Origin of the sequence: Enterococcus sp. 9E7_DIV0242 (assembly GCF_002140975.2) — a bacterium.
GTDB lineage: Bacteria > Bacillota > Bacilli > Lactobacillales > Enterococcaceae > Enterococcus_L > Enterococcus_L clewellii.
This window is the reverse complement of sequence record NZ_CP147247.1, coordinates 1-23,355: the sequence shown is the minus strand read 5'-3', so window position 1 is coordinate 23,355 and position 23,355 is coordinate 1. Positions and strand designations below refer to the sequence as shown.

The 23,355-nt window shown below is 38.8% G+C and carries 26 protein-coding genes, 2 tRNA genes and 1 other RNA gene; 11 read left to right on the top strand and 18 right to left on the bottom strand.

Annotated features, from left to right (window positions below; translation table 11 throughout):
• Window positions 1–102: 102 nt before the first annotated feature.
• Together A5888_RS00145 and A5888_RS00140 are read left to right on the top strand one after the other, a co-directional pair.
• The gene (locus A5888_RS00145; protein ID WP_086351191.1) at window positions 103–1,062 is read left to right on the top strand and encodes a Gfo/Idh/MocA family protein; all 960 of its coding nucleotides are present in this window, start codon (window positions 103–105) and stop codon (window positions 1,060–1,062) included.
• Window positions 1,063–1,232: 170 nt separating this feature from the next.
• On the top strand, window positions 1,233–2,519 hold the full coding sequence (locus A5888_RS00140) for an ISL3 family transposase (protein WP_339101847.1): 1,287 nt from the start codon (window positions 1,233–1,235) through the stop codon (window positions 2,517–2,519).
• Window positions 2,520–2,855: 336 nt separating this feature from the next.
• Here the strand turns inward: A5888_RS00140 and A5888_RS00135 are convergent, their stop codons facing one another.
• The 3 genes from A5888_RS00135 to A5888_RS00125 form a co-directional block, all read right to left on the bottom strand.
• On the bottom strand, window positions 2,856–3,089 hold the full coding sequence (locus tag A5888_RS00135; RefSeq protein ID WP_086347275.1) for a hypothetical protein: 234 nt from the start codon (window positions 3,087–3,089) through the stop codon (window positions 2,856–2,858).
• Window positions 3,090–3,193: 104 nt separating this feature from the next.
• Window positions 3,194–3,796 (bottom strand): bis(5'-nucleosyl)-tetraphosphatase (symmetrical) YqeK, encoded by a 603-nt coding sequence (yqeK, locus tag A5888_RS00130; RefSeq protein WP_086347274.1) that lies wholly within the window; start codon window positions 3,794–3,796, stop codon window positions 3,194–3,196.
• A 48-nt stretch (window positions 3,797–3,844) separates the two neighbouring features.
• Window positions 3,845–4,828: an aromatic acid exporter family protein gene (locus tag A5888_RS00125; protein WP_086347273.1), complete on the bottom strand. Its 984-nt coding sequence runs from the start codon at window positions 4,826–4,828 to the stop codon at window positions 3,845–3,847.
• Window positions 4,829–4,935: 107 nt separating this feature from the next.
• Here A5888_RS00125 and A5888_RS00120 point away from each other — a divergent pair, with 107 nt between their 5' ends.
• Window positions 4,936–5,532: an FUSC family protein gene (locus A5888_RS00120; protein ID WP_086347272.1), complete on the top strand. Its 597-nt coding sequence runs from the start codon at window positions 4,936–4,938 to the stop codon at window positions 5,530–5,532.
• Window positions 5,533–5,624: 92 nt separating this feature from the next.
• Here the strand turns inward: A5888_RS00120 and A5888_RS00115 are convergent, their stop codons facing one another.
• The 3 genes from A5888_RS00115 to A5888_RS00105 form a co-directional block, all read right to left on the bottom strand.
• Complete coding sequence (locus A5888_RS00115) at window positions 5,625–5,891, bottom strand: hypothetical protein (RefSeq protein ID WP_249274385.1); 267 nt, start codon at window positions 5,889–5,891, stop codon at window positions 5,625–5,627.
• Between the two features lie 115 nt (window positions 5,892–6,006).
• A complete protein-coding gene (locus tag A5888_RS00110; RefSeq protein WP_086347270.1) occupies window positions 6,007–7,482 on the bottom strand; it encodes a flotillin family protein in 1,476 nt (491 codons plus the stop codon).
• Between the two features lie 106 nt (window positions 7,483–7,588).
• Window positions 7,589–8,113, bottom strand: coding sequence for a hypothetical protein (locus A5888_RS00105; protein ID WP_339101846.1), 525 nt, complete (start codon window positions 8,111–8,113; stop codon window positions 7,589–7,591).
• Window positions 8,114–8,603: 490 nt separating this feature from the next.
• On the opposite strand from A5888_RS00105, the gene A5888_RS00100 reads away from it, so the two are divergent.
• The 3 genes from A5888_RS00100 (at window position 8,604) to A5888_RS00090 (ending at window position 11,060) form a co-directional block, all read left to right on the top strand.
• Window positions 8,604–9,290, top strand: coding sequence for a DNA/RNA non-specific endonuclease (locus A5888_RS00100; protein ID WP_086347268.1), 687 nt, complete (start codon window positions 8,604–8,606; stop codon window positions 9,288–9,290).
• 9 nt (window positions 9,291–9,299) lie between these two features.
• On the top strand, window positions 9,300–9,698 hold the full coding sequence (locus tag A5888_RS00095; RefSeq protein ID WP_086347267.1) for a hypothetical protein: 399 nt from the start codon (window positions 9,300–9,302) through the stop codon (window positions 9,696–9,698).
• A gap of 75 nt (window positions 9,699–9,773) precedes the next feature.
• Window positions 9,774–11,060 carry an ISL3 family transposase gene (locus A5888_RS00090; RefSeq protein WP_339101845.1) on the top strand — a complete coding sequence of 429 codons (1,287 nt, stop codon included), beginning with the start codon at window positions 9,774–9,776 and terminating at the stop codon, window positions 11,058–11,060.
• A gap of 329 nt (window positions 11,061–11,389) precedes the next feature.
• Here the strand turns inward: A5888_RS00090 and nagA are convergent, their stop codons facing one another.
• Complete coding sequence (gene nagA / locus A5888_RS00085; protein WP_086347264.1) at window positions 11,390–12,538, bottom strand: N-acetylglucosamine-6-phosphate deacetylase; 1,149 nt, start codon at window positions 12,536–12,538, stop codon at window positions 11,390–11,392.
• An 82-nt stretch (window positions 12,539–12,620) separates the two neighbouring features.
• Window positions 12,621–13,448 carry a helix-turn-helix domain-containing protein gene (locus A5888_RS00080; RefSeq protein ID WP_086347263.1) on the bottom strand — a complete coding sequence of 276 codons (828 nt, stop codon included), beginning with the start codon at window positions 13,446–13,448 and terminating at the stop codon, window positions 12,621–12,623.
• Between the two features lie 191 nt (window positions 13,449–13,639).
• Here A5888_RS00080 and A5888_RS00075 point away from each other — a divergent pair, with 191 nt between their 5' ends.
• Complete coding sequence (locus A5888_RS00075; RefSeq protein WP_086347262.1) at window positions 13,640–13,819, top strand: hypothetical protein; 180 nt, start codon at window positions 13,640–13,642, stop codon at window positions 13,817–13,819.
• A 243-nt stretch (window positions 13,820–14,062) separates the two neighbouring features.
• On the opposite strand, the gene A5888_RS00070 is transcribed toward A5888_RS00075, so the two are convergent.
• On the bottom strand, window positions 14,063–15,280 hold the full coding sequence (locus A5888_RS00070; RefSeq protein ID WP_339101844.1) for a pyridoxal phosphate-dependent aminotransferase: 1,218 nt from the start codon (window positions 15,278–15,280) through the stop codon (window positions 14,063–14,065).
• A 158-nt stretch (window positions 15,281–15,438) separates the two neighbouring features.
• Window positions 15,439–15,825 (bottom strand): hypothetical protein, encoded by a 387-nt coding sequence (locus A5888_RS00065; protein WP_086347261.1) that lies wholly within the window; start codon window positions 15,823–15,825, stop codon window positions 15,439–15,441.
• A gap of 117 nt (window positions 15,826–15,942) precedes the next feature.
• Between A5888_RS00065 and A5888_RS00060 the strand changes: the two genes are divergently transcribed.
• Window positions 15,943–16,386: a PH domain-containing protein gene (locus A5888_RS00060; protein ID WP_086347260.1), complete on the top strand. Its 444-nt coding sequence runs from the start codon at window positions 15,943–15,945 to the stop codon at window positions 16,384–16,386.
• 100 nt (window positions 16,387–16,486) lie between these two features.
• Here the strand turns inward: A5888_RS00060 and A5888_RS00055 are convergent.
• A tRNA-Leu gene (locus A5888_RS00055) sits at window positions 16,487–16,570 on the bottom strand.
• 289 nt (window positions 16,571–16,859) lie between these two features.
• On the opposite strand from A5888_RS00055, the gene A5888_RS00050 reads away from it, so the two are divergent.
• Window positions 16,860–17,399 (top strand): GNAT family N-acetyltransferase, encoded by a 540-nt coding sequence (locus A5888_RS00050; RefSeq protein WP_086347259.1) that lies wholly within the window; start codon window positions 16,860–16,862, stop codon window positions 17,397–17,399.
• A 215-nt stretch (window positions 17,400–17,614) separates the two neighbouring features.
• On the opposite strand, the gene A5888_RS00045 is transcribed toward A5888_RS00050, so the two are convergent.
• The 6 genes from A5888_RS00045 to A5888_RS00020 all read right to left on the bottom strand — a co-directional run bounded on the left by A5888_RS00045 (window position 17,615) and on the right by A5888_RS00020 (window position 20,256).
• Window positions 17,615–17,698 (bottom strand) — tRNA-Leu (locus tag A5888_RS00045).
• Window positions 17,699–17,945: 247 nt separating this feature from the next.
• Window positions 17,946–18,031, bottom strand: an RNA gene (ffs, locus tag A5888_RS00040) — signal recognition particle sRNA small type.
• 38 nt (window positions 18,032–18,069) lie between these two features.
• Window positions 18,070–18,582: a tRNA adenosine(34) deaminase TadA gene (tadA, locus tag A5888_RS00035; RefSeq protein WP_086347258.1), complete on the bottom strand. Its 513-nt coding sequence runs from the start codon at window positions 18,580–18,582 to the stop codon at window positions 18,070–18,072.
• A 127-nt stretch (window positions 18,583–18,709) separates the two neighbouring features.
• Window positions 18,710–19,045: a hypothetical protein gene (locus A5888_RS00030; protein WP_086347257.1), complete on the bottom strand. Its 336-nt coding sequence runs from the start codon at window positions 19,043–19,045 to the stop codon at window positions 18,710–18,712.
• An 80-nt stretch (window positions 19,046–19,125) separates the two neighbouring features.
• On the bottom strand, window positions 19,126–19,830 hold the full coding sequence (locus A5888_RS00025) for a zinc metallopeptidase (protein ID WP_086347256.1): 705 nt from the start codon (window positions 19,828–19,830) through the stop codon (window positions 19,126–19,128).
• Window positions 19,831–19,932: 102 nt separating this feature from the next.
• Entirely contained in the window at window positions 19,933–20,256 is a 324-nt protein-coding gene (locus A5888_RS00020; protein WP_086347255.1) for an inorganic pyrophosphatase, read from the bottom strand.
• 112 nt (window positions 20,257–20,368) lie between these two features.
• Between A5888_RS00020 and A5888_RS00015 the strand changes: the two genes are divergently transcribed.
• Window positions 20,369–20,746 (top strand): YxeA family protein, encoded by a 378-nt coding sequence (locus A5888_RS00015; protein ID WP_086347254.1) that lies wholly within the window; start codon window positions 20,369–20,371, stop codon window positions 20,744–20,746.
• Window positions 20,747–20,947: 201 nt separating this feature from the next.
• Window positions 20,948–22,234 (top strand): ISL3 family transposase, encoded by a 1,287-nt coding sequence (locus A5888_RS00010; RefSeq protein WP_086347253.1) that lies wholly within the window; start codon window positions 20,948–20,950, stop codon window positions 22,232–22,234.
• Between the two features lie 412 nt (window positions 22,235–22,646).
• On the opposite strand, the gene A5888_RS00005 is transcribed toward A5888_RS00010, so the two are convergent.
• On the bottom strand, window positions 22,647–23,355 hold a 709-nt coding region (locus A5888_RS00005; RefSeq protein ID WP_422389729.1), incomplete at its 5' end, for a nucleoid-associated protein.

Below are 23,355 nucleotides of genomic sequence, written 5' to 3'. Positions count from 1 at the left end.
TCTAAAAAAAAGGAATCTTTCCATTTTTTGCCATTTTCTTTCAATCTTTCACTCTTCTTTTGTATAATGTAGAAAATACCTTATCATTAGGAGGACGAATTTTTGAAGAAATACAACTGGGGAATTATTGGTCTAGGAGAGATCGCCCATCAATTTGCTTCTGCTTTTGCTTTTTCTCCGGAAAGAAATTTATTAGCAGCTGTTGCTTCACGTACCGCAAGTAAAGCAAAGGAATTTGCAGACGAATATGGAATCCCTACTTCCTATGGGTCATACGACGAATTACTTGCCGATCAAACAATCGATATCATCTATATCGCTGTTCCAAACAAGCAGCATCACAGCCATATCATTCAAGCTTTGCAAGCAGGAAAACATGTGCTCTGTGAAAAAGCAATTACCATGAACAGTGCAGAACTAATGGAAGCAATGGCCTTAGCAGAAAAGAAAAGTCTGATTCTTGCAGAGGCAATGACTATTTTTAACATGCCGCTTTACAAGGAATTGAAACGGATCATTGACACTGGCAAGCTTGGAAAATTGAAAATGATTCAAGCCCCTTTTGGCAGTTATAAGGAACCTGATCCGAATAATCGCTTCTTTAATCCTGATTTGGCAGGAGGCGCTTTGCTAGATATCGGAACCTACGCAGTCTCTTTTGCTCGCTGGTTCTTGACGGAGCAACCAACAGTCAAAGCCTCTGTTATGGAGCCTTTTTCTACAGGGGTGGATGAACAATCGATTACGATTTTGCAAAATGAAAAAAATGAAATGGCTGCGGTAACACTTAGCTTCCAATCCAAAGCACCAAAAGTGGGCGTTGTTTCATTTGAAAATGCTTATATCACTGTAAATGATTATCCTCGAGCGGATCGAGCAGAACTGTACTTTAACGACGGAACAACGGAAACAATTATCTCCGGCTCAAGTGAACAAGCACTTGCTTATGAAATCGAAGCAATGACTGACTTCATTGAAAAGAAACAGCCGAACCGATCTCTTTTCCTCACCCGTGACGTGATCGATCTTCTTGATCAAATGCAGCAGGAATGGGCAAAGTAACAAGCAATCATCTAAGTAAGTAAAAGCGGTTCTATAATATATTGTGTTGGTGGAAAATCCTTAAGGAAAATCTACCAACACTTTTTAAGTGTTTAAACACCAAAAAGGAACAACAAACTGATAAAATGAAATCGACCAAAATCACAAATCATCAGAAAGGTTGTTCCTCTATGGATAAGAATACCAGATTATTGCTTGGACTAACAGATAAACATCTCTCCTTTGGAGAGGATTGGCTTGAATACAGACACCTAAAAGGGGTTGAAGCTCAGGTCATCAAAGCAACACTTACGTATATACCTACACATTGCAAAAACTGTGGGATAAAAAATCAAGGGCAGATCATCAAAAATGGTTACCATCGGACACACACTCAATTACCTGCATTTAATGGTCGTCTGACTTTATTGGAACTGAGACGTTCGCGCTTTCGTTGTCATGAGTGTCACTCAACTTTTCACGCTCAGACAGAGTTAGTTGAAGAACACCATCATTTATCAAAGCAACTCTGTCTCCAAATCATACTTGATTTAAAGAAAAATGTTTCTAGGAAAGAGATTGCCCAAAAACATTTCGTTTCAGACGTGACGGTTCTTCGCTTAATGGAGGAGCTAGCTGCTTCTTATTCTCCAAATTGGCGATTTCTTCCAAAGATTTTATGTATTGATGAATTCCAATCAATGAAATCTTGCGAAGGGGCCATGAGTTTTATTTGTGTTAATGGAGAAACCAACAAGATTCTTGAAGTACTTGAAGACCGTCGACTGACGCACTTAACCCGACACTTTATGCGATACACAAAAGAAGCCCGAGAAAACGTAAAGTACCTAGTCATGGACATGAATGCGAGCTATGATCAATTACTCAAGTCCGTGTTTCCAAATGCCCAACTCGTTACTGACCGATTTCACATTGTCCAACAAATGAATCGAGCATTAAATCAACTACGGATAAAGACAATGAATGCCTTTCGGCATTCCTCACCACAAGAACAGAAGCAATACCGTCGACTCAAACGGTATTGGAAGTTACTTCTAAAAGATTCAGTTGAATTGGATAGTCAACATCGTCCCTATCATTCACTATTCAAACGTCCATTAACTCAGACAGACATTGTCGATAAATTACTTAGCTACGATTCAACCTTGCGTATTGCTTACGATACCATTCAGTTTCTTAAATATGCCTTTACTCATCGCGAAGCTAAGCGTTTCTTTGAAGAACTTGATACACTAGATCCCCGACTGCCTTTCTGGTTCAAAAAGAAGTTGAGATTCTTCAAGAAGCACAAGCAAGGAATTACCAATGCGTTCAGTTTTTCTTTTTCTAATGGGATTACAGAAGGGTTGAATAACAAGATTAAGGTAATCAAACGGATTGCTTATGGCTACCGTAATTTCTATCATTTTCGTTCTCGTATTTATATTATTCAAGGTCTTGTTTTTTCTCAAGATTAAAAGGAGGCTCACAACCAATATCTCTGCAGCTATAAAGGTAAATCGGGAATTAGTAGCTGTTATCCAAGTACATGTACAGCTACTTTGACTCGATTTAGGAATGGAATTGGCGCTTTTTGCCAAGTCGCTTCCGGCCAGCTGCCCAGATAATTGGCAGAGGTCCTCCTATTTCTAAAAAGAACTTGAAACAAAACCAGAATATCTCTGATTTTTATTCCAAGTTCTATGATTTTATTCAGTTTTTTGTCCTACCAACACAAATTGACATAGAACCGTAAAAGCTAAAGCGAGGAAAGAGCCGTCTGAATCAGGCCTTTCCTCGCTTTAATTTTTTTATTATTTTACCAGTCGTCTCTTGATCAACGAGCGTTCTTTCTCCCGTTTTCTGCCACTTGTTTGAGCACTTAGCTGTTCAACCAATTGTTTATGTGTCGCCTCTTTTAACTTCTGACTCTGCTCGTCATCCACTATAAAATTCTCTGCGATAGACTCCTTGTCCATAAAGCTCCCCAAAAGATCAGCCATTTGCTTGGCTTGACGCAGCATAAAGTCCTTTTCGTATTCTGCCATAGTTCCCTTCCTTTTTCATTTCCTTTGACACCCCACACACCTATACAATACCTCAAACCAGGACAAAATGACAAGCTATTTAGGAATTTTGATGACAGCGTTGATTACTCCAAGTAAGCCAATCGCTCAGTTAACACTAATTGAGCTTCCTTAAGCCACGGATGAACAACTAAAATATCATGAGCCAGCAGGTACTTGATATAGACCAACGAAGCCACTTCAAGTGAACAATCTAAGGCTGCGAGTAGCTCCGTAAGATAAGGCGGCTCTCCTCCTTGATCCCATTTGATCTTGTCCGCCAAAAAGATGATATGATTCATCTGACTTGCCTGTCCTTTTAAAGTTGTATGACATTCGATTGCTGATAGCACCGAATCATCTGCTATCTGAAACAACTCCTTGGCCATGTATCGAGAAAGCTTCTGATGACTTAACATAGGAATCTGACGTTCTTCCTCACAGATAGAGATTCCCAGCTGCTCAGCCAATTGAATCTTTTCCTTATTTGGGACAATAACACTGATATCATGAAGTAGTCCGGCTTGTCTGGCGATTTCTTCGTTCGCATTAAAACGAACTGCAAGCATTGCCGCACATTCCGCAACTTCCTCCGAATGTGTAGCAACAGGTTTGAACTCTTTGCCCAGATAGACTTGAACATCCTTCACTAAATCATTCGTCAATATAGGTGTTACAGGCTTATACATCTTATTCCCCCTTTTCGGATGCCACACTGTTTTAACCGGCATTTGTTATTACTTGATTTGTAGTTTTTCATTTTTTTCCAACAAATGATCCTCCGCAAATTCCTTTTTAGTTTCTATAAAGGAATAGAATAATTGAAGGAACTGAAACAACATAGCTCGATTTTCAAACTCTTCTCTCGTTTCAGGCAACGGACTTTCTCGATAGGCTTCATACACTTCGCCAATTTGATCCAGAATATCTTTTCCATCGTTTTCCTCCGCAAAAGTTTGAGACGTATATTCCAATAATTCTTTAATCAATTTAGCCTGTTCCTTCTCAACAATTACTCGCTCCAATAACCTCAGCATGTCCTTTAAAATAGCACTTTGCATTTTGCGCATCATAAAATAGTCTAAATAATAATTATCCTGTGACAACAATTGATTTTCGGCATGATTTTTTGCCCAATCCTGCCCTTCCTGAATAAAGGCCTTCAACTCATTACAACGCGCAACAAGCATTCGTTCTTTTTGCATTTCATTCAAATACATAGCCATATCGCGTAAGATTTTCCTGAACAACGCTTCGATTGCTTCTTGATCTTCCTTCAAGCGTTTTTCTACATCAGGCATATACATATTCAAAAGCAAGGCCATCCCTACACCGATGATCATTAGTAAAAATTCATTACCGATCAATGACCAGCTCAAGCTCTTTTCAATCAGATAATGGGTGACTAGTACAGAACTCACGACGATTCCATCTGATAAATTTAGTGAAACTGCCGCCGGAATAAAAAGCAACAGGTACACACCAAATCCCCACGGCGTGAATCCAAAGAAACGAAAACAAATAAATGCAATACCTGTAGCCAATGCCAAAGAAAGTAATCGGTTGATTCCGGTAAATAAGGATGTCTTCTTTGTTGGAGTCACACTTAAAACAGAAATAATTCCAGCAGAAGCGGGATTCAACAAGCCTAATGCTGCGGCGATCATCATAGAAGCCGCGGCGCTGACAGCCGTCTTGACTGTTCGTAAGCCAATTTTCATTTGCAGCCTCCTTAAAAATATAGTACTCTTTTTTATTATCACTAGTAATTTTACCTCTATTTCGGTTATCATGGAATAGTAAATATTTATTAGGAGAGAACTATTCTATGACAATCGGGCCATTTCGTTTAGGCATGCGGACAATGAAAAGTGCTTTAGCTGTGATGATATGTATCTTGCTATTCAAACTAACAGATCGAGGCGCCCCAATGATCGCCGCGTTGGCTGCTGTATTTTCTCTTCGTCAAGATTTGACAACTAGCTTATCCTTTGGAAAATCAAGAGTTCTTGGTAATTCGATCGGCGGCGGACTTGCTTTGCTCTATTTTGTTGTTCAGCAACATTTCGCAAATGATTTTCTTGTTGAACTGCTATTCTTGCCTTTGTTAGTCATTCTTGTCATTGTATTATCTGATGGGATCGGCAATAATCCCGGTATTATCTCGGCGATTGCTACTTTGCTGATGATTGCTTTGAGTGTCCCGCAAGGAGAATCAGTCTACTATGCGTTTGAACGGGTACTTGATACATTTATCGGTACATTCGTTGCAATTTCACTCAATTTTCTGATTCGGGCAAAGCCTGTCGAAAAGAAACGTCAAATCGACGAGGATCTTCTCGAGCTTGAGAAAAAGGAAAAAGAGCTGGAAGCATTACGCAAAAGTGTGAAAGAACGAATCGAAAAGGAACAGCCACCCTCTTAAAACAGATGATTGAGAAAATTTTTGTATCTATTTAAATGGACGACCTGAGAAGCTTGTAACTTCTCACGTCGTCCGTTTTTTTTACCAACCATTTATTGTAGCAAAGTAATCATAATTGGCCCCATACTGGTTAGCAGGATATTCCCAATCGCGAATGCCGGAGTGAAGGTCAAGGAAAAAATACTACTGCCCGTCTCATCTGTGATTGCATTCAACGAAGCTGTCTTAGTTCCTGCCCCGATCAAGCCCCCAATATTCTCGACTGTTGTCAGCTTCAACACATATTTCCCAAAATACATAGAAGCAATATGTGGTAGCAGCGTAATCACTGCGCCCAATAACAACACGATAATGTCCACTTTTTCTACATACCACCCTAAGAAAATTCGGTCAAAAGAAAGGCTTAATACATGACAAAAAAGGAGCGGATTTCTCCGCTCCTAAACAGTTGATTTCATTCAACTAGACTTACTTTTACTGTACGTCGCTTCCATCACTATTTTCGTAATAATTTACACTACTGTTGGTGCCTTTTTTAGTAAAGTTTTCAATCAATTCTTTTACATCGATACCCGTAGATTCCTTCAAGGTTTCCTGAGTACCCGCCAATAGATTTGTTGCATAATTCGTAATGCGATTGGCCCCGGAATTTTCTCCACCTGAGCCCGTATCAACAACGGAAATCTTATCGATATTGCCAAGTGGCTGAGCAGCCTCTTTCATCAACTGCGGCAGCATTTCCATAACCATACTCAATACAGCAGCCTCTCCGTACTCTTTAAAGGCATCCGCAATTTTTTGTTTTGCTTCCGCTTCTGCTTTTCCTCGTGCCAGGATCGCTTCCGCCTGTGCCTGACCGGCAAGTCGTGTTTGACTTGCCTCCGCTTCGGCTAGAGCTTCTACTCTAAAGCGCTCAGCTTCGGCCTCTGCCACTTCTCTCGCTTTATGGGCAAGAGCTTCTTGTTCCTTCGCATAACGATCTGCATCCGCCTTTTTCTTCACTTCTGAATCATATTGTTTCTCACGACGAATGATTTCTTTTTCTTCCAATTCAATTTGTTTTTGACGTTCGATGACTTTAACTTCCATCTCTTGTGCAATAACCTCTTGTTGTGCACGAGCGCTTTCCAAATTATAGGCCTGGTCTGCTTTCGCTTTCGCTATATCTTGTGCTTCTTTATACAATGCAAGCTTCAATTCTTTTTCCTTTGAAGCTTCAGCAATTTCTGTTTGTCGTTGCAACTCCGCTTGTTGTGATTCTTTTTCAGCTTCTGCTTTTTTGATTCTTGTTTCTTTTAAAGCTTCTGCCTCTGCAATATTCGCGTCACGCTTAACCTGTGCAATCCTTGGCTTCCCTAATGAATCCAGGTAACCGTTCTTATCTCTAACTTCCTTGATGGTAAAGGACACGATGATCAGTCCCATTTTTGCCAAATCCACACTGGCTACTTCTTGTACGCTTTGGCTAAATTTATCTCTATTTTGATAAATTTCTTCAACTGTCATTGACCCCAAAATAGAACGTAAATGACCTTCCAAAACTTCACGTGCTTCGTTTTCAAGCTCTTCTCTTGTTTTACCTAAAAATTGTTCTGCTGCAGTTGCAATTTCTTCTACAGAAGAACCGATCTTGATGATGGAAGTTCCATCACACATAACTGGAACCCCTTGCTCCGTGTAAACTTCCGGAGTAGATACATCCAGCTTGCTTGATAGTAAGCTGATTCGGTTCGAACGCTGAAAGACAGGAAGTACAAATGCACCGCCACCACGAACGATTTTAATCTTATTCCCACGTTCATCTGCGTGAACATTTTTTGAGCCCAGATAGCTACCACTGATGATTAAGGCCTCATCCGGTTTCGCTGTTTGATACTTTGAAACAAAAATAATCAATAACATCAATAAAATGAAAACGACCAATATAATTGGAGCAAAAAAACCTATCATAATACTTTCTCTCCTTTTTCTTCTTAGTAACCTGATAACACTTGCCACAAAAAACTTTATCCATCGTCTTGACAGCTAACACTGTAACAAACGGATATTTTTGAACTTACAGCTTCAATGAATTTTCATAAGGGACAACATAGCATACTCGCTCCCTCACTTCGATAATAAGCACTTCCGCTCCTCGTTCAACCCCCGTTTCTTGAGAAGTATAGAAAGCCGCAGGTCTGCTTAATGAACCAGTCACACTTTTGAACTGGATTTCCCCCATCCCATTGACTGGAATTGGCGTAACAACAACGGCTGTACTGCCCTCCATATCTTTTTCAGAAATAGATATTGTCGCCTCTGCGTTTCTCATCGGTGTAAATAAATAGAAATTCAATAAGAAAACAGCTATAGTTGAAATTGCCCCTCCTACAAGAAAAATCAGTAGGTGGTTCCAATCTGTTAAAAATTCTCCAAAGTACCCCACTAGCGAAGTAAAGGCAAACCATGGAATGATCAACATTGGATCAATCGGGCCATCAAAATCAAAAATATCACCAACCAACAGCAAAATCACTGCTAACCCTGCACAGGTAACCAACACATAGAGATAAATTGTTTGAATCGGTATCCCTTGTATCACTTTCTCACTCCCTTTCCTGTCTGACGTTACTTATATTCTATCAATAAACAAGCAAAAATAACAGAGAATCCCAAAAAATCAGTATTTACATCTATGAAATCACTTGCTATTTTCAAAAAAACAAAGACAATTCTCCAAAAATAAAACTATTCAATAACAGAAAGCGTTTTCCGTAAAAATAATTTCTTCATATTATAAGGAAACAAATAAATAGACTCACCACTTAGCTTTCTTATGATTGCTCAGTTGCAACTAGCTTCTTAATAGTTTCTTAATAATTATACGCCACTTCTTTTCTTCTTACTACACAGCACTTCTGACGCCATCCGATTTTTTTAAGTCTGGTACAAAGATATTAAGTAGTTTAAATAATTACATCAAGGGACACATTTCAATTTTTTCCCTAGATAATTCCTTTAAAAACTTTCAGTTTGTCTTCATTTTTCGTATAATAAGAAAATGAGTGTAATTGAATAAAGGAGATTTTTGAATGGCAGGTAAAAAGAAAAAAGAAACGAAAAAACAACACCCAATGGTTATTATCGCGGGACTTCTAGTGGTTCTTATTTTAGGTGTACTAGGGATACAGGTTCCTTCAGAGATTCAGGATTTCCTTGGGTTAGACACAACACCGGTAGAACAAAGCGTTCCTTCTTCGAACTCAACGCCGAACGGAACTTCTACAAATCTGGGACCCGAAGAGTTAGGTAACGCCTCATTCACTGATAGTGAAATGAAGAACAGTAATAAGGGTTGGATTACTTATCATGAGTTGGACTCTCTAGGACGTGCAACAGGAGCAGATGCCCTTTTAAAACCGGATATGGTAAACACTGGAACCTCTGCAAACCAATCCATTCGACCTCCGGGCTTTATTTCGGGAAAAGAACCGTACGATCATTCCAGAGGACATCTAATTGGGCGTCAACTTGGTGGCACCGGTGACGATAGCCGCAATCTGACAACCTTGTATCAGACGCCGGTCAACTCTCCGTATATGACAAAATATGAGAACCAAATCAGAAAAGCCATGGATGATGGCGAAACTATCCGCTACCGTGTTACGCCAATCTATGAAGGCTCTGACCTTTTATGTGCGTCAATCGAAATGGAAGCAAAAAGCTTAAGTACAAACAGTACAATTGATTTTCATGTTAGAATTATAAATGAAAAGTAGGTGCACACTATGAACTTTCGTGACATACTAGAAAAAAATGACGTTCATGATCCGCATTCTTTTTTACAATTAATGATCACTGAACAGCAAGAGGAAGAGGATCCATTTTTTGTTTTCCAACCAGACATCGAACAAAAATTCGAAACAAACCTCCAATTTCTAGCTTCAGAAGAGACACTCTCAGAAGAAGACTATCAGTATTGGAAGGAAACAGATTTTTTAATTGTTTGTCAAACGATTGATGGTGATTTTATCGGTGGAAATACCGATGAAACCTTTGTGATCCCTAGCTCTTTATACAAGAAGGATATTGAAATTTATCCGTTATTCATGAGCAGCTTTTTTGCTTCTTATGAAGCTGGAGAGATCGAATCTAAGATTCTACCAGCTGTAGCTCAAAACGAATAGGACACAAAAGAGGAACAACAAACTGATAAAATGAAATCGACAAAAACCACAAATCATCAGAAAGGTTGTTCCTCTATGGATAAGAATACCAGATTATTGCTTGGACTAACAGATAAACATCTCTCCTTTGGAGAGGATTGGCTTGAATACAGTCATTCAAAAGGTGTTAAGGCTCAGGTCATCAAAGCAACACTTACGTATATACCTACACATTGTAGAAACTGTGGCATTAAAAATCAAGGACAGATCATCAAAAACGGTTACCATCGGACATATACTCAATTACCTGTTTTTAATGGTCGCTTGACATTATTGGAGCTGAAACGTTCACGCTTTCGTTGTCATGAGTGTCACGCTACTTTTCACGCTCAAACAGAGTTAGTTGAAGAGCATCATCATTTATCGAAGCAGCTCTGTCTCCAAATCATGCTTGATTTAAAGAAAAATGTTTCTAGGAAAGAGATTGCCCAAAAACATTTCGTTTCAGACGTGACGGTTCTTCGCTTAATGAAAGAGCTAGCTACTTCTTATTCTCCAAACTGGCGATTTCTTCCAAAAATTTTATGTATTGATGAATTCAAATCAATGAAATCTTGTGAAGGAGCAATGAGTTTTATTTGTGTTAATGGAGAAACCAACAAGATTCTTGAAGTCCTTGAAGACCGACGGTTAACACACCTAACCCGACACTTTATGCGTTACACAAAAGAAGCTCGAGAAAACGTAAAGTACCTGGTCATGGACATGAATGCGAGCTATGATCAATTACTCAAGTCTGTGTTTCCAAATGCCCAACTCGTCACTGACCGATTCCACATTGTCCAACAGATGAATCGAGCGTTAAATCAACTGCGGATAAAGACAATGAATGCCTTTCGGCATTCCTCACCGCTAGAACAGAAGCAATATCGTCGACTCAAACGGTATTGGAAGTTACTCTTAAAAGATTCCTCTGAACTTGATAGTCAACATCGTCCCTATCATTCACTGTTCAAACGTCCATTAACTCAAACAGATAGTGTCGATGAATTACTCAGCTATGATTCAACCTTGCGCATTGCTTACGATACTGTTCAATTTCTCAAATATGCCTTTACTCATCGAGACGCCAAGCGTTTCTTTGAAGAACTTGATACACTAGATCCCCGACTGCCTTTCTGGTTCAAAAAGAAATTGAGATTCTTCAAGAAGCACAGACAAGGAATTACCAATGCTTTCAGTTTTTCTTTTTTTAATGGCATTACAGAAGGGTTGAACAACAAGATTAAGGTAATCAAACGAGTGGCTTATGGCTACCGCAATTTCTATCATTTTCGTTCACGTATTTACATTGTTCAAGGTCTTGTTTTTTCTCAAGATTAAAAGGAGGCTCACAACCAATATCTCTGCAGCTATAAAGGTAAATCGGGAATTAGTAGCTGTTATCCAAGTACATGTACAGCTACTTTGACTCGATTTAGGAATGGAATTGGCGCTTTTTGCCAAGTCGCTTCCGGCCAGCTGCCCAAATAATTGGCAGAAGTCCTCCTATTTCTAAAAAAGAACTTGAAACAAAACCAGAATGTCTCTGATTTTTATTCCAAGTTCTACGATTTTATTCAGTTTTTTGTCCTACCAACACAAATTGACATAGAACCCAAAGTAATTGCTTAAACAATAAGCCGAACGCTTTGCGACATTCTCACTTTGAATTAAGCGCGGTAACGTTCTACCCCATCTAAATAGGTTGCTTCCAGCTCCATTGACGGATTTAAAACAATAAAGTCTGCCTCGCGTCCGCTTGCAATCATCCCACATGTATCGTCTATTTTACAGCTGACTGCCGGTACCAAGCTTGCCATCATTATAGCCTGTTCAGGTGTAGCAATTTCCCAGTCAACCACATTTTTGATTGCTTCTTTTAGCTTAAGGATACTTCCTGCAAGATTGCCTGATTCCAGACGGGCGGTACCATCCTTCACAACAACAGGGAATTCTCCTAGGTTGTAGTCTCCATCAGGCATACCACCTGCCATCATGCAATCAGTAATTAAGGCAACATGATCATGCCCCGCTTTTTCCATCAAGATATCCACAGCATTTGGATGCACATGATGTCCATCACAAATCAGCTCAGAAAAAACATGTTTCAGAGACATCAATGCCCCTACCATTCCCGGTTCGCGATGGTTCAACCCACGCATCCCATTGTAAGCATGAACAAAAACGCTTGCGCCTGCTTCTACTGCTTCAGTCGCCTGCTCTAACGTTGCATCACTATGACCAAGTGAGACAACCACGCCTTCATCGGTCACTGTTTTCACGAATTCTTTAACGCCTTTACGTTCCGGAGCTAATGCGATTTTTTTAATCAAACCACCAGAAGCTTCTTGCCACTCATGGAAGGTGTCCAAATCAGGATCGCCAAAATAGCTTGGATTTTGCGCGCCTTTATGTTCTTCTGTGAAAAACGGACCTTCAAAATAAATCCCTTGAATTTTCGCTCCCTCTACCTCTTGATACATTTTACCAATTGTTTCTGCAACATCCTTCAAACGTTCTTTCGTTGATGTTAAAGTTGTTGGCAGAAATGATGTAACACCACAGGAAAGCAAGCCTTCAGACATCACTTTTATCCCTTCAGCATCGTTATCCATCACATCATGGTTCATGAACCCATGGATATGTGTATCTACTAACCCAGGAGCAATCCATTTGCCTTCTTCACGGATTACATTTGCTTCTCCATCAGGAAGTTCTTTATAAAAATCACCAAAGATCCCATCTGTGATTTCCAAATATCCCGGACCCTTTACATCACTTTTTAAAAAGAATTTGTCTGCAAAGATAAATGTTTTCATATTCATCCTTCTTTCTAAAGTTTTCTCACTGTTTAAGTTACTCTTAATACCCACAGAAGTCAAGAATGGTGTAGACCTTTTATTATAATTTTAAATGAATAATTTGTGCTACATGACCGGCCAATTGACTGTAAACCTTTGCATTCGCATAGTCATTCATTAGACTGTATAATTCACTCTTTAAATCAAACAGCTCTTCAAGATAATAGTAGCTATTCTTCTTCCTTGCCCAGGAAATCCCTTGATCAATATAAATCAGCGCCTCTTGTAAACGCTTTTCCTGAATCAGAAAATAAGCATAGTTAAAGAATATCTTTGTCAATTCTGCATTGATTCGCTCATTTGGAAGCTCATGAAAATAATGAATACTAAGCTTTAAATATTTTTCTCCTTCCATCCGTTTCCCCATTAACCCGTACGTGATTCCGATACAACTAATAATTTGTATCTCAAAATCAGATAAATTGGTTTTATTCGTCTGATAGGTATAAGAAAGCCCTTTCCTTAAATTGTTGATGGCCTTCTCATAATTATTGTGCAAATAAAATTCACAACTTCCCACGTAATAATAATATCTCTGCCAATCAGAGTCTAAATAAATCCGTTCCTCCAGCTTATTATCACAAATAAATGCAAGAATTTTTTTATATTCCTTGTGTCTAAAATAATCAGCAATTTTTTCAAATGTCTGCATCAACATCTGAACCTCTTCAGAACGAAAATGCATGATTTGATCCATTGTTACACCCAAACGCTGACAGATCTGCTGCATAACAACAACATTCGGAAGCTCTTCATTGTTCTCGATCCGACTAAGGACACTTTGCGAACAGATATCTTCCGACAGCATTTTCTGTGTCAGCTTCCTTTTCTTACGTATCTCCTTGATAACACTCCCAAAAGAATTCATGATGTCTCCTTACTTATACTCATTCAATGAAATAGATATATTACCCATAAAATATAATATAAATAGTAAAATATGCGAATTCGCATTTTGAATTCATTGTACTTTATTGCATAATAAACTGCAAGAATATACTTCACCCACTTCACCCACTGTCGACATCACTTTATTTTAAAAAATAAGGAGTGTTATACATGACACAAGAAAAGAAAGTAAGCTTTAATTGGGAAAAAAATAATCATGTTGGTTACATCGAAAAAGAGTACGAGAACTCGTATTTGGTTGTTGTTGATGATCCCAGCTCTGACATGAAAGAGAAGTACACCAATCGAATGATCGTAAGTAAAAAAGAATGTACAATACTCAATGCTTGAGTTGCTACAACAGCAACGTAGCTCAACACATTGAGGGAAATAGAGAACGATTCAACCTTTCAGAAACCGTCATCTGAAAGGTTGTTTTTTCTTTTCTCCCTTGTTATCTTATACTTGATTGTTTCCCCATAAAGTACGAAAAATATGAATTAAATATAAATCGAATAGAATCTATGACTAACATGTTCCTATGTTTTCACAAGAAAAAGGATCAGAAATAGTCTGCCTCTGATCCCATCTATATTACCTCTGTTTATAGGTGCTTAAAAATTCTTCCATTTTTTCAGCAGTAAATTTCAAATCTTCCATTTTTGGTAGATAAACGATTCGGAAATGATCCGGCTGATGCCAATTAAACCCACCGCCATGAACCAATAGAATATGATGTTTATGAAGAAAGTCCAGAACAAATTTCTCATCATCGTAGATATTGAAACGAGCAGTATCTATTTTAGGGAAAATATAAAACGCTGCTTTTGGTTTTACTACGGAAAGTCCCGGAATATCACTGATTGCGTTATAGATATATTCACGCTGCTCATAAATACGACCGCCTGGTAAAAGCAACTCGTCCACACTTTGATAACCGCCTAATGCCGTCTGAATAATTTGCTGGGACAAGACATTCGAACACAATCTCATAGATGAGAGCATATTCAACCCTTCAATATAGCCCTGTACACGTGATTTATCTCCACTTAAGACCATCCAACCACAACGGAAACCAGCTACTCGATGAGATTTGGATAGTCCATTGAGTGTCACAACAAATAAATCCGGAGCTAATGTAGCAATAGGAATATGTGTCAACCCGTCCATCACTAATCGATCATAAATTTCATCTGAATAAATGATCAAATCATTTTCACGTGCGACCTTTACAATTTCCTCTAATAATTCTTTGGGGTAAAGCGCACCCGTTGGGTTATTGGGATTGATGATAACAATTGCCTTTGTATTCGGTGTTACCTTTGATTTTATGTCATCAATATCTGGGTACCATTCCGCCTGCTCATCACAGATGTAATGTACCGGCGTTCCTCCTGCCAAAGAAACAGAAGCCGTCCACAAAGGGTAGTCAGGCATTGGCACAAGAACCTCATCACCTGTATCAAGTAATCCTTGCATACACATCGTGATCAGTTCGCTGACACCGTTTCCTGTATAAATATCGTTGATTGTAACATTGGGAAAATTCTTTATCTGGCAATATTGTTCGATTGCCTTTCTCGCAGAAAAGATCCCCTTCGAATCAGAATAGCCTTCAGAATTACGTACATTCGTAATCATATCTCTTACGACCTCATTTGGTGCATCAAAACCAAACGGGGCGGGATTTCCAGTATTAAGCTTTAAGATATTAATGCCTTCTTCCTGCATTCTGTCAGCTTCTTCTAAAACAGGACCACGAACATCATAACTCACATTATCAAGTTTTTTTGATTTTCCAAAATTTCTCATACTGAATCCCTCATTTACAAAATTTATACTTTTTAAGTTACGCCAGTATAGAAAAAAATGCAACGATAATTTTCAGAATTTACACTTTTTTTTATTTAGAAGGGAGAATAAACAACATTCTCCTCCCTTTCTTAGCTCTTCTCTCCGTCAACGACTCCTCAATTCAACAGTCCTGCTTCTATTTTTTCAACTTTCTTAAAGAAGGGCTTCCCTCTAATGCAGAACCCCAGTAATAGCAATTGCCCGCATTTTGTGCACTCAAAATAATGAACAACAGTATATTGCGTTTCTGCTTGAAGGATTTTTTCAGAGGCTTCTAATGAGCAATTACCAGTGACGTAGTTCAAACGCCCTGCTACAATCGCTTCACGACAATAAGACAATACATTTATAGATGGTGCTTCTTCATTTCCCGAAAATAAGGGTAATGCTTTACACTCACTACATTTTAGCCAGAACATGACATTCATTCCTTTCTTAACTTGCTCAAATTTTTCAATAGTATGCTCAATACAAGCGAAAAATGAAAAAAATGCGCTATTCATTTCAATCGTCCTATGCTTTAATTAATATACAGCCTATTAATAGAGCGAACAATCTTGAAATGATTTTTCTGCTACTTAATAGTGCTAGTTCAACACTACCATAGGAGTGAAAATAAAATGGCAAAATTTGGTTTCGGCAACATCGTACAAGGTGCTTTAGGCAACTACTCGGAGAAAACACCAAAAGAATTACTGAGTGAATATCAAGGATACTTATTTGATGATGAGGAAATTATTATGGGTTATCAGCTAGTCCGTGATGTTTTGATCTTTACAAATCTTAGAATCCTATTTGTGGACAAGCAAGGCGCTACAGGAAAAAAAGTTTCATTTAAATCCATTCATATGGATGCAATCATTGATGTGGAGATGGAAACAGCTGGTTTTGGTGTTGATGATAGCGAGATCGTTATTACCTATCTAACAAATGTCAACCAACGTTCAAACAATGAAACACATGCCACAAATAAATTTGAATTCCCTAAAAAAACAGATATTCAACCGCTCTATCAGCATCTAGGAAATATCAGCATGAAAAATAGAGAACGAATCAATCGCTGATCGATAGATCAGAAACACCGGATTTCAAAAGAAAGCCGGTGTTTCTTAGTCTAAAAAAACAATAAAAAAAGACAGAGCAACCATACTCTGTCTCATCTGATGCGGTCAAGAAGACTCGAACTTCCACGGTATTTCTACCACTAGCGCCTGAAGCTAGCGCGTCTGCCAATTCCGCCATGACCGCAAAATAACCATTGGCATCGGCAACTCGCCGACCTATTTATCATAAAGTTTTAGCTAAATTTTGTCAACCCATAACACAAATAAAAAGCAAGCTGTGGGTAAATCCTTAGTATGGATTGCTCACTAATTTTCGCGAGTTATTGCATTCAATGGATTGAGCTATCTCCTGCTTTTCGAGCTTTTAAATGACCTCTCTCTAACAAGCCGACATCCTAATTCTATAATTGTCGTTCTTCAAAAGATATGATAAAATGCACAAGCATTATTTTATATCAGAGGAGGTTGATTATATGGCTTTACAAATAGAATCACAACGCTTACGGCTATTCCCATGGTCAGACACGCATCTTTTAGACCTGAAGGCTTTTCTTCAAGATCCCGAGGTAATGTACGCTTATGAACACGCCTTTACAGATGAGGAAGTAGCTAACTGGCTTTCTTGGAATCTTGAAAGCTACCAAACGAACGGCTTTGGATTATGGGGAATCAAAGATAAAGAACTAGATACAGTTGTTGGAGAATGTGGTTTAACAATGCAACACGTGGATGGAACAGAGTATCTTGAAATTGGCTACCACCTCAAAAAGGAACACTGGCATAAAGGCTACGCTATAGAAGCTGCTGCGCTTTGCAAAAAATATGCATTTGAGCAAACAAATACCTCTGCTGTTGTTTCAATTATTAGAGATACGAACCTCCCCTCTATGAAGGTTGCGATTCGCAACGGTATGCTCCCTGAAAAACGTTTTGTTAAGACATATATGGGCATCGATATGCCTCACTACCTTTTTATGATCGATAGAGAAACCTATCAACAAACAGAAATTTAGGGATTTCTGATTGTTCCGCGATTGAGATGTACGTAGACTCAGTCGCTCTTTTTTTGGAAATAAAGGTTACTTTACTGGAAGCTCTTCATCGACTGCTCCTCTGTTCTATCCGTGTTTTATCGTTGAAACTATGAGGAATATTAAAAAATCCAGCATTCACCCGCCAAACACATACGTTTTGACCATGAACACCAGATAACTTTGAATAAATAAGATGCGGCCAAGAAGACTCGAACTTCCACGGGAGATCCTCCCACCAGCCCCTCAAGCTGGCGCGTCTGCCATTCCGCCATGACCGCTTGTTTTGGATGCGCAAAACTCAAAAAGTGAGAAGCACAATACTCTTGTAATCTTAAAATAACCAACAGTAATTGTCAATAGAAACTCTTTTTTTCAGTCTAAACTACATACTATTACTCGCCTATCATCTACATCAACATGATTAGCAAAAATGAACAACAAATCCTCAGACCAAATCGAAATTGAGAAAGACAACTAGCAATTTTTAACCAAAATAAAAAGGGCTTAAGCCCTGTCGTATCAATGTTATATACAGACACATGGTGGCACCTGCTTAGTGCTGCTTCCTTCCAGATCTGACACGCTTCACTGGCCCACCATTGTCCTGCCTTTCGGCATTTATTAGTATACCTCATTTTGTTTTTTTTGGCTAGTCTTTCTTTTGTCTTTTTAATTCTTTCTTTTTTTCACGCAAGCCTTTGAAAAAATCAGTCAGCATCTGACCACAAATCTCGCCTAAAATGCCACCTTCAACATATGCTGTATGATTAAAACGTGGATCATCCAACAGATTCATTAAGGTGCCTGCTGTGCCGCCCTTTGGATCAGGCGCACCATAATATACTTCATCGACTCGAGCCAGAAGCATCGCCCCACTGCACATTGGGCAAGGCTCAAGCGTCACAAACAGTTGCGCTCCTTCTAATCGCCAACTGCCAACTCGCTTACAGGCGGCTTCGATCGCAGTCATTTCCGCATGAGAAGCTGCCTGCTGTGTATGCTCACGCAGGTTATAACCAACGCCAATTATTTCCCCACCTAATACAATAACTGCCCCAATTGGCACCTCATCGACTGCTCTGGCCTTCTCTGCTAAACGGATCGCTTCTCTCATAAAGAGCTCTTTCTCTTCTAACGTCAAACCGGAAATCGGTTCTTTCATTTCGTTTTCCTCCGTGACATTCCTTTTGTTTATCTGTTTCATTATACTGATTGGCTTAAATGCTGTCTATGGTTCTTGAAAAATTAAAAGTGAGCAGAACGTCTTGCGTTCTGCTCACAGGTTCTTATTAAATCAGTTCTTCAATAAAGCTTAAAAAACGTTCTTTTACGTTGTCCGCACTATCCTTGGCTTTTTCACTATAGTCAGAAGCCTTTTCGCGTCCTTCTTTGACTTTGTCTAAAAGGTTTAAAACAGAATCTAGTTCATTATCTGACAGATGATCGACCACTTCCATAATTTTATCGTTGCCACCAAATTTGTCATGAACGATCTTTTTCGCTTTGCAGCGATTTGATAAGTGAGAGACCTTCTTGACTATTTTTTCTGAAGCAGTTACTGCAACAACGACTCCTGCCACTGCAGCAATACTTAATCCAACGGTGATTTTTGTAGATGTTTTCATCATACTCCACTCCCTACTATTTAATTATATTTATCATAGCACAAAGGCTTGTGACAACCCAATATTTCAACCGATAACGATCAATTTCTTCTATTATTCCCGCCAAAAAGAATAATCAGGCGCAGCAGCTGTAAAAATGTTGATAGCGCAGCAGCCACATAAGTCAATGCGGCAGCAAACAATACTTTTCTCGCCATTGGTAATTCTTCTGCTGTCAGTAAATCGCCCTCACCTAGAATCTTTAGTGCTCTTCTGGACGCATTGAATTCTACAGGCAACGTAACCAATTGAAAGAGTAATGCCAGAGAAAAAGCAAGGATACCAATATTGATCAGCGTTTGATTCCAACTCAGTAATACACCAATCATAATTATCGGAAAAGAAAGCATTGAACCAAAGTTAGCCACTGGAACGATTGCAGCTCTAAGCTTCAAGGGAATATAGCTTTTGTTGTCTTGAACAGCATGGCCACATTCATGTGCTGCCACACCTATAGCCGCTACTGAGGTGGAACGAGCAGTCGCTTCAGATAAACTGAGCGTTTTATTCCCAGAGTTATAGTTGTCCGTTAAATGACCGGAAATTGGCTGAACCCCTACATCACGAATATTCTCAGATTGAAGAATAAATTGAGCAGCCTGAGTTCCTGTAACATTGTTTCTACTCTTTACTTGATCATATTTTTTAAACGTGCTGTTGACATAGGCTGACGCTGCCATAGAAATGACTAGCCCGAGTATGACCAACAGATATGTCGGATCTAAAAATCCATATAATGGTAGCATAATTATCTTCCTCCTATCTTTGACCTTATTTTACCATGAGATTGTCAAAAATGTATTTTTCAACTTCTAGCTTTAGTCAAAAATAAGAATTTGTCTAACCACTCAGTTCAGCATTTCAATAGAAGAATCAAAATATTGTTCAATAAAATGCACTGCCTTTGCAATTTGCTCGACAGACAGACATACACCCTTGGGTACAGCGACCCATTTCTCTTCCACATCATCTTCCCGATGGATGACCGCAATTTTTTCTCCCTCAAATTGTTTTATCGGTTCAGTTACCCCTAAAATATACACGTCCTGTTCTTCTCCATCTCCGCCAAGAACCCCTTCAACATACCCATAATTGATTGGGTAAACATTTCCAAAGCTATCCTGGTAGCCAATTGGACGATCAATTACCACTTGAACCCACTCCATGTACATTCATCCCCTCTCTATACTGAATACAGACTAACAAAACTGTCACTTTTTGGAAAGGCCTTTCGATGGTAAAAAAAGAAAAAAATGGCGATAATAGTCTACGAGGTGAAAAAACATGAAAAAATTAATCGGATTACTTATCGTATTTCTTCTGTTATCAGGAGGGGCATGGTTTGCCTACGACTATTACTACGGTGGAAAAGACTACTATACAGAAATCACAACAACTGGTGAAGTCTCTCAGGAAAAAGATTCTAAAGGAGAGAGCTTTACAACGTATCATTACACGCAAAAAGCCTTTGATAAGGATGGCAATGAAACGACTCAAACAATGAATGAGTCAAGAGAAAAACCATTACGTATTGGTGCGCTACTAAAATTGAAGGTCAACGAGCGTAAAGGCATCATCAGTTGGGAAGAAGTGAACGAAAGCAGCGTCCCTGAAAAAGCACTGGAAAAAATCTCTGCCCTTTCAGGCACACAAACAGAATAATAGGCAAAACGAGTGTAGGATTTGAGTTATGTCCTACACTCGTTCTGCATTTAAAACGGTTCTACAATATATTGTGTTGGTGGAAATTCCTAAAGGAAAACTCACCAGCATTTTTTTGAGTGTTCAAACACAAAAAAGGAACAACAAACTGATAAAATGAAATCGTCTAAAACCACAAATCATCAGAAAGGTTGTTCCTCTATGGATAAGAATACCAGATTATTGCTTGGACTAACAGATAAACATCTCTCCTTTGGAGAGAATTGGCTTGAATACAGTCATTCAAAAGGTGTTAAGGCTCAGGTCATCAAAGCAACACTTACGTATATACCTACACATTGTAGAAACTGTGGCATTAAAAATCAAGGACAGATCATCAAAAACGGTTACCATCGGACATATACTCAATTACCTGTTTTTAATGGTCGCTTGACATTATTGGAGCTGAAACGTTCACGCTTTCGTTGTCATGAGTGTCACGCTACTTTTCACGCTCAAACAGAGTTAGTTGAAGAGCATCATCATTTATCGAAGCAGCTCTGTCTCCAAATCATGCTTGATTTAAAGAAAAATGTTTCTAGGAAAGAGATTGCCCAAAAACATTTCGTTTCAGACGTGACGGTTCTTCGCTTAATGGAAGAGCTAGCTACTTCTTATTCTCCAAACTGGCGATTTCTTCCAAAAATTTTATGTATTGATGAATTCAAATCAATGAAATCTTGTGAAGGAGCAATGAGTTTTATTTGTGTTAATGGAGAAACCAACAAGATTCTTGAAGTCCTTGAAGACCGACGGTTAACACACTTAACCCGACACTTTATGCGTTACACAAAAGAAGCTCGAGAAAACGTAAAGTACCTGGTCATGGACATGAATGCGAGCTATGATCAATTACTCAAGTCTGTGTTTCCAAATGCCCAACTCGTCACTGACCGATTCCACATTGTCCAACAGATGAATCGAGCGTTAAATCAACTGCGGATAAAGACAATGAATGCCTTTCGGCATTCCTCACCGCTAGAACAGAAGCAATATCGTCGACTCAAACGGTATTGGAAGTTACTCTTAAAAGATTCCTCTGAACTTGATAGTCAACATCGTCCCTATCATTCACTGTTCAAACGTCCATTAACTCAAACAGATATTGTCGATGAATTACTCAGCTATGATTCAACCTTGCGCATTGCTTACGATACTGTTCAATTTCTCAAATATGCCTTTACTCATCGAGACGCCAAGCGTTTCTTTGAAGAACTTGATACACTAGATCCCCGACTGCCTTTCTGGTTCAAAAAGAAATTGAGATTCTTCAAGAAGCACAGACAAGGAATTACCAATGCTTTCAGTTTTTCTTTTTCTAATGGCATTACAGAAGGGTTGAACAACAAGATTAAGGTAATCAAACGAGTGGCTTATGGCTACCGCAATTTCTATCATTTTCGTTCACGTATTTACATTGTTCAAGGTCTTGTTTTTTCTCAAGATTAAAAGGAGGCTCACAACCAATATCTCTGCAGCTATAAAGGTAAATCGGGAATTAGTAGCTGTTATCCAAGTACATGTACAGCTACTTTGACTCGATTTAGGAATGGAATTGGCGCTTTTTGCCAAGTCGCTTCCGGCCAGCTGCCCAGATAATTGGCAGAAGTCCTCCTATTTCTAAAAAAGAACTTGAAACAAAACCAGAATGTCTCTGATTTTTATTCCAAGTTCTACGATTTTATTCAGTTTTTTGTCCTACCAACACAAATTGACATAGAACCTTTAAAACTAAATAAACGATGAGACAGAAGCAACGTATTGCTTGAAGCTGAACACTTCAGTCTCGACCTCTTTCTCATAGCAAGATAATACAGCAGCTCTACACTTTTTAGCATGCTGCATTCGTCCGATTGCAATCCTATAATTGATTACTGATTTTTTCAATATTCTTCAATGTAATCGAGACTGTCCCATCCGGGTTGTTTACAAATTCGATCAATTCACTGTTTCTATAGACTTCTAATGGTACAATCAGCTCAATGCCATTGTCCATTTTTAATTTTTGTTTACCAAATTTCTTTTCAGAAATCTCTCTAGCTTCTCTCACAGGCGGTGTCTTATCGACGAATTTCGATTCATTGACCTCTTCCTGATAAGCCATTCGTGCCGAAATATTTTCTTTAAACACCTGTTCAGCGATTTGTTGGTTATCGATCGTTCCCGTTTCTTCAATACTCTCATATACGGCTTCTTTAACAGAAGCAATCAGTTCAAACTCGTCTTCATCAAATTTCTTTCCAATCCGCTTCACTGCCTTTTTAATTTCTCTAACATTTTCTTCTAGAGACGGTGCCGGCTGTGATTGAATCACTTTCTCAGAAAAATACCATAGCTTCTCTCCTGAAAACTCATAACGTTTTTCCAAAAGCTCATAGCTTAATGTGTCCAGATTAACAACCAAACCTTCATCCGGCTTTTGAGTTTTAGATGGCAATATCGCTCGATTGATAATCAGCTTATTATAGACAGCTTCGTCTTCGTAATCAACAAAATGCGTGTAGTTCTCTTTATAATTGAGCTTCAGCAACGCTAAATGAAGAACTGTGTCTTCTTCATAAAGAACCACC